At 75.6% G+C, this 8,870-nt stretch carries 7 protein-coding genes and 1 pseudogene; 5 read left to right on the top strand and 3 right to left on the bottom strand.

Annotated elements, in window-relative coordinates:
* A partial coding sequence (locus ACQRUO_RS23565) for a hypothetical protein (protein WP_428318022.1) occupies positions 1-64 on the bottom strand: 64 nt, incomplete at its 3' end.
* A 29-nt stretch (positions 65-93) separates the two neighbouring features.
* Between ACQRUO_RS23565 and recX the strand changes: the two are divergent.
* A pseudogene (recX, locus tag ACQRUO_RS23560) lies at positions 94-747 on the top strand (recombination regulator RecX); the annotation flags it as partial.
* Positions 748-853: 106 nt separating this feature from the next.
* Here the strand turns inward: recX and ACQRUO_RS23555 are convergent.
* Positions 854-2,569 carry an FAD-dependent monooxygenase gene (locus tag ACQRUO_RS23555; protein WP_428318018.1) on the bottom strand — a complete coding sequence of 572 codons (1,716 nt, stop codon included), beginning with the start codon at positions 2,567-2,569 and terminating at the stop codon, positions 854-856.
* Positions 2,570-3,036: 467 nt separating this feature from the next.
* Here ACQRUO_RS23555 and ACQRUO_RS23550 point away from each other — a divergent pair, with 467 nt between their 5' ends.
* On the top strand, positions 3,037-3,861 hold the full coding sequence (locus ACQRUO_RS23550; protein WP_428318017.1) for a response regulator transcription factor: 825 nt from the start codon (positions 3,037-3,039) through the stop codon (positions 3,859-3,861).
* 2 nt (positions 3,862-3,863) lie between these two features.
* Positions 3,864-5,291, top strand: coding sequence for a sensor histidine kinase (locus ACQRUO_RS23545; protein WP_428318016.1), 1,428 nt, complete (start codon positions 3,864-3,866; stop codon positions 5,289-5,291).
* A gap of 95 nt (positions 5,292-5,386) precedes the next feature.
* On the opposite strand, the gene ACQRUO_RS23540 is transcribed toward ACQRUO_RS23545, so the two are convergent.
* Entirely contained in the window at positions 5,387-6,379 is a 993-nt protein-coding gene (locus ACQRUO_RS23540; protein WP_428318015.1) for a TAXI family TRAP transporter solute-binding subunit, read from the bottom strand.
* A gap of 97 nt (positions 6,380-6,476) precedes the next feature.
* Here ACQRUO_RS23540 and miaB point away from each other — a divergent pair, with 97 nt between their 5' ends.
* Positions 6,477-7,967, top strand: a complete 1,491-nt coding sequence (gene miaB, locus ACQRUO_RS23535) for a tRNA (N6-isopentenyl adenosine(37)-C2)-methylthiotransferase MiaB (protein WP_428318014.1) — start codon at positions 6,477-6,479, stop codon at positions 7,965-7,967.
* Between the two features lie 31 nt (positions 7,968-7,998).
* Positions 7,999-8,697 carry a class III extradiol dioxygenase subunit B-like domain-containing protein gene (locus ACQRUO_RS23530; protein WP_428318013.1) on the top strand — a complete coding sequence of 233 codons (699 nt, stop codon included), beginning with the start codon at positions 7,999-8,001 and terminating at the stop codon, positions 8,695-8,697.
* Positions 8,698-8,870: the final 173 nt, after the last annotated feature.

Genomic DNA, 8,870 nt, shown 5'->3' with positions numbered 1-8,870 from the left:
CGACGTGCACCACGTCCGACTCCTGGTAGCGACGCCGGCCCGCAGGCGTCCGCTCAGGGGCCAGCAGCCCGCGCTCCTCGTAGTTCCGGCGGCGCGCGGGGCGGGGCCGGCCGACGCGGCTCGCGCGGCCGTGGCTTCGGGGAGCGGGCCGGGAGTTCCCGGGGGGAGCGCGCCGAGCCCGGTGCGCCAGGGGAGTCCCGTGGGGCGGGGCAGGCCCGGGCCGCCGCCGAGGCCGAGCAGGATCCGGTCTCCCGGGCCCGGGACATCTGCCTGCGGCTGCTCACCGGCACGCCGCGCACCCGCAAGCAACTGGCCGACGCCCTGCGCAAGCGGGAGATCCCGGACGAGGCGGCCGAGGAGGTGCTCTCCCGCTTCGAGGAGGTCGGCCTGATCGACGACGCGGCCTTCGCCACGGCCTGGGTCGAGTCCCGCCACGCCGGTCGCGGGCTGGCCCGCCGCGCGCTCGCCCGTGAGCTGCGCACCCGGGGGGTGTCCGGTGACCTGGTCGAGGAGGCGGTGGCCCAGCTCGACCCGGACGAGGAGGCGGCCACCGCCCGCGCGCTGGTCGAGCGCAAGCTGCGCAGCACCGTCGGCCTGGACCGCCAGGCCCGGATCCGCCGCCTGGTCGGCCAGCTGGCCCGCCGCGGTTACCCGGAGGGCCTGGCCTTCCGGGTGGTCCGCGAGGCCCTGGACGCCGAGGGCGAGAGCACCGAGGAGCTGGAGGACTGGTCGCTCGGCTCCGACTGAGCGACCGCCGACGACCCGGCGCCCCTCGGATGACGGATCGTCAGGGCTGCGGGTCGAGCCCGTTGCCGCTCCGATCCTCCGCTCCGCTCGAGCACCTCGGCGCCGCTCAGGCCTTCTGCTCCGCGCCGGCCAGCGGGGCCGGGCCGCCACGGGCGCGGGCGGCCAGGGCGTGCAGGTCCTCGGCCTGGCAGCCCTGGGTGCTGCCCACCAGGTGGCCGTCCGGGCGCACCAGCAGCACCGCGTGCGCACCGGCGCCCGGGTACTCCTCGGTGACCAGCACCTGGGCCGGCACCGGCAGCGCCGCCGCCACCTCGGTCAGCCGCGGCATCAGCCCCGCGCCCAGCCAGCGCTCGGCCGACCAGACCGCCGTGCCCGGCGCCACCAGCAGCAGCAGGAAGGTCGACCCCAGCCGGGCGTACAGCTGGTCCGCGACCCCCTCGGCGGTCAGCACCGGCACGTTGGGCACCAGCACCCCCGGCGCGGTGGCCGGCAGTTGCTCGCTCAGCGCGGTGCCCCGCCCGGGCGTGCGCTGCACCGGCAGCCCGCCCCGCCCCGGCACCCCCGAGGGCGCGGCCGGGTAGGCCGGCGCGCCGCCGAACCGCCCGGTGCCGAGCAGCCCGTCGGCGAGCAGCGGGGCGTGCTTGCGGAAGGAGCCGGTGAGCAGCGAGCGCCGGGTCTGCTGCCAGCCGCGCAACGGGCGCAGCAGCGGCATCGTCTGGTCCACCGCCCGCAGCCGGGCGCCGACCGCCCCGCGCCGCTCGGCCTCGTACCCGTCCAGCAGCGAGGCGCCGGCCGGTGTCGCGCCCGAGCCGCCGTCCGCGCGGCCGAAGGCGGGCGGCAGGTGCCAGGCGACCGCGAGCCGCCAGGCCAGGTTGTCCACGTCGCGCAGCCCGTCGGCCAGGTTCTGCATGCCGAGCGCGCCGTGCAGGTGGGCGGCGTCGCCGGCCAGGAAGCAGCGGCCGCTGCGGAACCGGGCGGCGAGCCGTTGCTGGGCGGTGTGGTCGGCGGCCGCCAGCAGTTCGTACCGCGGCAGTTGGCCGCACCAGCCGGTCAGGGTGGCCTTCACCCGGGTGAGCAGGGTGTCCCCGGTGACCAGGCCGGGCCAGGTGGCGTGCGGGTCGACCGGCTCGCTGGGCACCGGGCGCCCCAGCGGCAGCCGCCAGTCGAGCCGCCACAGGCCGTCCGGCAGCGGCCGGGCCGAGGCCTCGCGGTCGCCGCGCCAGGGCGGCTCGCGGTGGAGCCGGGCCTCACCCGGGAAGGGCAGGTCGACCCTGACGGTGGCGATCGCGTGCCGGTCCACCGCCGGCCGCCCCGGGAACCGGATGCCCAGCAGCTTGCGCACCGCCGACCGGGCCCCGTCGCACCCCACCAGGTGGCTGGCCCGCCACCAGGTGTCGGTGCCGTCCTGCGGGTGCCGGCTGCGCACGCTCACCCCGTCCCGGTCCTGGTCGATCTCCTCCACCCGGGAGTGCGGCACCAGCTGGATCAGTCCGGTGGCGGTGGCCGCGTCGCGCAGCCCGCGCTGCAGCCGGTGCTGCGGCAGGTGCAGCACCGGATGGTCCGTCAGATCCACGTCCAGCACCTGCTGGCGGCGGCGCCAGACGCTCAGCCGGTCCCAGCGCGCGGCGTCCGAGGCGGCGCGCGGGTAGCCGAGGCGCTCCAGGAAGGCGGTGCTCTCCACACCGAGCACCGCGCTGCGCGGCCCCTCGGGGCAGACTCCGTTGCCCTGGTCGAGCACGATGGACGGGACCTCGTGCCGGGCCAGGGCCAGGGCCATCGCCAGCCCCACCGGACCGGCGCCCACCACGATCACCGGGTCCACGGTCGGCCTCCGCGCCGGTGGTCGGGGCAGGTCGCAGGCGAACCGGTGGCGAGGGGAGCGGCGCAGGTCCCGGGTGGTGTCACGAAGAGCAATGCAACAGAGTGCCTGGGAGTCCGTCAAGCAGCGGCCGGTGTGCGCCGGTTCGTGCCGCGGCGCGCAGGCGGCCCGGGGTGCCGGGCGGGCGGGCTGTGGCGGCGGGCGGCCGCAGGGCCGCGAGGTCGGACATCGGGGGCTGTGGCCGGCGGAGCACGCAGCCCCCGATGTAGGAGACCCTAAGTCGGCCGGTCGGTACTGGCCAGGCCATCTGAGCGGAACTTGAGGATCACGATAGGGCCACGTGCTACCGTCCCGCGCCGGCTGGGGCTGGTCGCGGCGGTGGGCGGTGGGGGAGGATGGCCGCTTCGCCGGCAGCCGGGAGCTGCCGGAGGGACGGAACCCGAGCGGGAACCCTGGCTGGAAGGTGTGGGATGCGGCTGCTCCTCGTCGAGGACGACGACCGGGTCGCGGCGGCACTCGTCGCGGTGCTCAGCCGGCACGGCTTCCAGGTGCGGCACGCCCGCAGCGGGCACGAGGCCCTGGACGCGCTGGTGCCGGACGGCAGCGAACCCTTCCGGGTGGTCCTGCTGGACCTCGGCCTGCCCGACCGGGACGGCTTCGAGGTGTGCAGCCGGATCCGGGCCGGCAGCGGGGTCCCGGTGATCATGGTGACCGCACGGGCCGACATCCGGTCCCGGATCCACGGCCTCAACCTGGGTGCCGACGACTACATCACCAAGCCCTACGACATGGGCGAGCTGCTGGCCCGGATCCACGCGGTGGCCCGGCGCTTCCCGGCGACCGCCGCCGGTGCGCCCAGCGGCCCGGCGACCCCGGCCGGGCCCGGCTCGCTGGAGTCCTGGGGGATCAGCATCGACCGCGAGCGCCGCCGGGTCAGCGTCGAGGGCCGCGAGGTGCCGCTCACTCGCAAGGAGTTCGACCTGCTCGCGCTGCTGGCGCAGAGCCCGGGCGTGGTCTACCGGCGCGAGCAGATCTTCAGCGAGGTCTGGCGCAGCGGCTGGGAGGGCAACGGACGGACCCTGGAGGTGCACATTGGGTCGCTGCGCACCAAGCTCGCGCTGCCCGGCCTGGTCGAGGCGGTGCGCGGGGTCGGTTACCGGCTGATCCCGCAGTCGCCGTCCGCCGCCGGCGGCCAGGGGGACGCCGGTCAGAGTGACGCGGGTCAGAGTGCCGCCGGTCAGGGCGGCGCGGCTCAGGGTGACGCGGGTCGGGGCGACACGGGCGGCGCGGGCTAGCCATGCGCACTCGGCTGCTCGGCATCCTGCTGGCCCTGATGGTCTGCGTCCTGGCGGCGCTCGGCGTGCCGCTGGCCGCCGCCATGGCCGCCGCCGAGCAGAGCCGCACCGTGGTGGACCGGATGGACGACGTGGCCCGGTTCGCCCAGGAGCTGCCCACCCAGGGCCTGCCCGCGCGCGGTGCGGTCGGCTCCGACCCGGCCGTGCCGACCGACCCGAGCGCGATCCAGCTGCACGAACTGCAGCTGGAGGCCTCCCGTTACCAGGAGCTCTACGGCGTGCGGATCGGCCTCTACCTGGCGGACGGCCGCCAGCTGGCGGCCGCGCCGACCGACTGGCCGCTGCCCACCAGCGGCAACGCGGGCGAGGCCGTCCAGGAGGCGAAGGAGGGCCGCCGCAGCCACAACCCGCCCCAGGTCTGGCCCTGGACCGCGGACCGCACCCTGACCATCGCCTCCCCGGTGGTCCGCGACGGCGACGTGGTGGCCCTGGTGGTCACCCAGTCGCCGACCGGCGCGCTGCGCTCGCGGATCCTGCACCGCTGGCTGCTGCTGGCCGGCGGCGAGGCGGTCGCGATGATCGCGGCCGTGCTGCTCGCGGTGCGGCTGACCGAATGGGTGCTGCGCCCGGTGCGCACCCTGGACCGGGCCGCCCACGACATTGCCACCGGCCGGATGAACGCCCGGGTGGCGCCGGCCGGCGGCCCGCCCGAACTGCGCCGGCTGGCCGCCTCCTTCAACGACATGGCCGACCACGTGGTGCTCGCGCTGGACCAGCAGAAGTCGTTCGTCGCGGACGCCTCGCACCAGCTGCGCAACCCGCTGGCCGCGCTGCTGCTGCGGGTCGAGCTGCTCGGCCTGGAGCTGCCCGAGGGCAAGGAGGCGGAGCTGGTCCAGGTGCGCGAGGAGGGCGCCCGGCTGGCCCGGGTGCTCGACGACCTGCTGGGGCTGGCCACCGCCGAGGGCAGCCGGCCGGACCCGGAGTCGGTGGACCTGACCGCGCTGGTGCTGGCCCGGGTGGACGCCTGGCAGCCGCTGGCCGGCCGCCGCGGGGTGCAGCTGGCCTGTGGGACGCCGCCGCCGGCCCGGGGCTGGGCGGACCCGATCGGCTTCGGCAGCGCGCTGGACGCGGTGCTGGACAACGCGGTCAAGTTCAGCCCGGCGGACTCCACGGTGGCGGTCACCGTGCAGGCGCGCCGGGAGCAGGTCGCGGTCACCGTGACGGACGCCGGGCCGGGGCTCACCGAGGAGGAGCTGGCCCGGATCGGGGACCGGTTCTGGCGCAGTGCGCGGCACCAGAACGTGGACGGCTCGGGCCTGGGCCTGTCCATCGCGCGCACCCTGCTGCTGGCCGGCGGCGGCTCGCTGGAGTTCACCGCGGGCGAGCCGGGCGGGCTGGCGGTCACCCTCAGCGTCCCGCGCGAGGCCTGAGCCCTGGGGGCGGCCAGGACCAGCGGGGCTGCGGTCAGGGCTTGACCGAGTGGTCGGGGCTTGACCGAGTGGTCAGGGCTTGACCGAGGACCAGGTCAGGGCTTGACCGAGCGGTAGTAGCTGGCGGCGCCGAGGTGCAGCGGCAGCGGGTCGGTGTAGACGGCGGTGCGCAGGTCGACCACCTGGGCCGCGTGCACCTCCAGGCCGATGGTGTCCCGGCTGTCGATCACCGCCCGGGTGATCCCCTCGACCAGCCGCGGGTCCACGTCCGCCCGGGTGATCAGCAGGTTGGGCACCGCCATCGTGAGCACCGCGGGCGTGTTCGGGTAGACGTTGGCCGGCAGCACCGCGGTGCGGTAGGCGTCGGTGGTGCTGTTCTCCTGGTGCAGCTTGTCGCTGAGGTCGCCGAGCGGCACGATCCGGATCGGGAAGTGCTCGGCCAGGCTGGTCACCGCGCTGGTCGGCAGCCCGCCGGACCAGAAGAAGGCGTCCAGGTGCCCGGCGGCCAGCTGCGCCCCGGCGTCGCCGACCCCGAGCGGGGCCCCGATCACCCCGTGGTCCGGATCGATGCCGGCGGCGGTCAGGATCTCCCGGGCCACCAGGTTGACCCCGGACCTGGGCTCGCCCACGCCGACCCGCATGCCCTTGAGGTCGGCCACCGAGTGCACCGGCGAGCCGGCCGGGACCACCAGCTGCAGGTAGTCGTCGTAGAGCCGGGCGATCGCCCGCAGCTTGTCCTTGCCGGGGCCGGGGAACTCGGAGACGGCGTCGGCGGTGGCGATGGCGAAGTTGTCGGTGCCGGCGGCGACCCGCTGCAGGTTGTCCACCGAGCCCTGGCTGGGGTCCAGCCGCAGCTCCACCCCGGGCATCGAGGAGTGCAGGATCTTCTGCAGGTCCTGCCCGTACTGGCTGTACACCCCCTCCGGCACCCCGGTGGCGAAGCCGTTGGTCCCGCGGGGGTAGCCGCCCTGGCCGGCCGTGTCGAGCCACCAGCCGCCGACCGCGCCCAGCACCAGCAGCAGCGCGGCCAGCAGCGGCCAGAGCCGGCGCCGGCGCACCGTGTGCTGCCAGGTGGTGGTCGAGGTCATGCGGGGATCCTGCCAGGCGGAGCGGTCGGACGGGAGGGGGTGGGCGGAACTCTCGGCCGGGCCCGGGCCGGCTGCCCTTACCCTTGCTGCTGTGGGTATGGGAGAGAGCTTGCGAACTTACAAGGTCGTCACGCACGGCTGCCAGATGAACGTGCACGACTCCGAGCGGCTGGCCGGGCTGCTGGAGGACGCCGGATACGTGAAGGCCGACCAGGGCGGCGACCCCGACCTGGTGGTCTTCAACACGTGCGCGGTGCGCGAGAACGCGGACAACAAGCTGTACGGCAACCTCGGCCAGCTGGCGCCGGCCAAGGCGGCCCGGAAGGACATGCAGATCGCCGTCGGCGGCTGCCTGGCGCAGAAGGACCGCGACAGCATCGTGCGCCGGGCGCCCTGGGTCGACGTGGTCTTCGGCACCCACAACATCGGCCACCTGCCGGCGCTGCTGGAGCGGGCCCGGATCGAGCGCAAGGCCCAGGTGGAGATCCTGGAGTCGCTGGAGACCTTCCCCTCCACGCTGCCCACCCGGCGCGAGTCCGCCTACGCGGCCTGGGTCGCGATCTCGGTCGGCTGCAACAACACCTGCACCTTCTGCATCGTCCCCGCGCTGCGCGGCAAGGAGGAGGACCGTCGCCCCGGCGACGTGCTCGCCGAGGTCGAGGCGCTGGTCGGCGAGGGCGTCATCGAGGTGACCCTGCTCGGCCAGAACGTCAACGCCTACGGTTCCGACCTGGGCGACCGGGAGGCCTTCTCCAAGCTGCTGCGCGCCTGCGGCCAGATCGAGGGCCTGGAGCGGGTCCGCTTCACCTCCCCGCACCCGCGCGACTTCACCGACGACGTGATCGCGGCGATGGCCGAGACCCCGAACGTGATGCACCAGCTGCACATGCCGCTGCAGTCCGGCTCGGACCCGGTGCTGCGCGCGATGAAGCGCTCCTACCGCCAGGAGCGGTTCCTGGGGATCATCGCCAAGGTCCGTGCGGCGATGCCGGACGCGGCGATCTCCACCGACATCATCGTGGGCTTCCCCGGCGAGACCGACGAGGACTTCGAGCAGACCCTCCACGTGGTCCGCGAGGCCCGGTTCACCAACGCCTTCACCTTCCAGTACTCCAAGCGCCCCGGCACGCCGGCCGCGGAGATGGCGGACCAGGTGCCCAAGGCCGTGGTCCAGGAGCGCTACGACCGGCTGATCGCCCTGCAGGAGGAGATCTCCTGGGAGGAGAACAAGAAGCAGGTCGGCCGCCGGCTGGAGATCCTGGTCGCCGAGGGCGAAGGCAAGAAGGACGAGAAGACCGACCGGCTCTCCGGTCGCGCGCCCGACAACCGGCTGGTCCACTTCACGCGGCCGAGCGAGCCGGTGCGCCCGGGCGACATGGTGACCGTGGAGATCACCTACGCCGCCCCGCACCACCTGCTGGCCGAGGGCCCGGCGCTGGCGGTGCGCCGCACCCGGGCCGGCGACGCTTGGGAGAAGCGGCAGGCCGCGCCGGCCGCCAAGCCGGTCGGAGTCATGCTGGGCCTGCCGACCATCGGGGCGCCCGCCCCGCAGCCGGCCGCCCCGGGCAGCGGCTGCGGCTGCGACTGACCCCGCGGGGCAGCCGGTTAGAGTGATCACCATGCTGGTCGCCGCTGCCGTCTGCCCCTGTCCGCCGCTGTTGGTCCCCGAGGTCGCCCAGGGGGCCGCCGAGGAGCTGGCGGACCTGCGCACGGCCTGCGACGAGGCGGTCGGCGAGCTGCTGGCGGCCGAGCCGGAGCTGCTGGTGCTGGTCGGCGACGGGCCGCAGGCCGAGGTCTGGACCGAGGGCGGGGCCGGCTCCTTCCACCGGTACGGCGTCCCGCTCGGGGTGCGGCTGCCCTCCGGCGGGGTCGACGGCCCCGAGCTCAGCCCGGCCCTCACGGTGGGCGCCTGGCTGCTCGACCGGGCCGGCGCGGCGTTGCCCACCCACGCCTGCGCGGTCCCCGCGGACGCCCCGGCCGACCGGCTGCTGGGCCTGGGCCGCGGGCTGGCCGGCCTGGCCGACCGGGTCGGGCTGCTGGTGCTCGGCGACGGCAGCGCCCGGCGCTCGGTCAAGGCGCCCGGCTACCTGGACGACCGGGCCGAGGGCTACGACGAGGCGGTGGCCCGCGCGCTCGGCGCCGCGGACACGGCGGCGCTGGCCGGGCTGGACGTGCGGCTGAGCGGCGAGCTGCTGGCCGCGGGCCGGGCCCCCTGGCAGGTGCTGGCCGGCGCGGGCGAGGGCGCCGGGCTGTCCGGGCGGCTGCGCTACGCCGAGGCGCCCTACGGGGTGGGGTACTTCGTGGCCTCCTGGAGCTGAGCTCGACCACGCCAGCGGCAGCACGACACCGGCAACACGACAGCGGCAACACGACACCGGCAGCACGACGCCGGACACACGCAGCGGGGGGGGGGGGGGGCACCATCCCTTCCCTTCTTTTTTTTTTTCCTCTCCTCAGTTCCCCCCGGTTTCCGCCCTGCTTCCCCCCCCCC

Origin of the sequence: Kitasatospora sp. LaBMicrA B282 (assembly GCF_050325825.1) — a bacterium.
Taxonomy (GTDB): domain Bacteria; phylum Actinomycetota; class Actinomycetes; order Streptomycetales; family Streptomycetaceae; genus Kitasatospora.
Note: the sequence above shows the minus strand (reverse complement) of the source record. Positions and strands in the feature narration are given on the sequence as shown.

What these genes read in the sequence shown, in the direction of transcription:
- ACQRUO_RS23545 (WP_428318016.1), top strand. Translation starts at nt 3,864, where the DNA reads ATGCGCACTCGGCTGCTCGGCATCCTGCTGGCCCTGATGGTCTGCGTC.
- miaB (WP_428318014.1), top strand. Translation starts at nt 6,477, where the DNA reads ATGGGAGAGAGCTTGCGAACTTACAAGGTCGTCACGCACGGCTGCCAG.
- ACQRUO_RS23530 (WP_428318013.1), top strand. Translation starts at nt 7,999, where the DNA reads ATGCTGGTCGCCGCTGCCGTCTGCCCCTGTCCGCCGCTGTTGGTCCCC.
- ACQRUO_RS23540 (WP_428318015.1), bottom strand. Translation starts at nt 6,379, where the DNA reads ATGACCTCGACCACCACCTGGCAGCACACGGTGCGCCGGCGCCGGCTC.
- ACQRUO_RS23550 (WP_428318017.1), top strand. Translation starts at nt 3,037, where the DNA reads ATGCGGCTGCTCCTCGTCGAGGACGACGACCGGGTCGCGGCGGCACTC.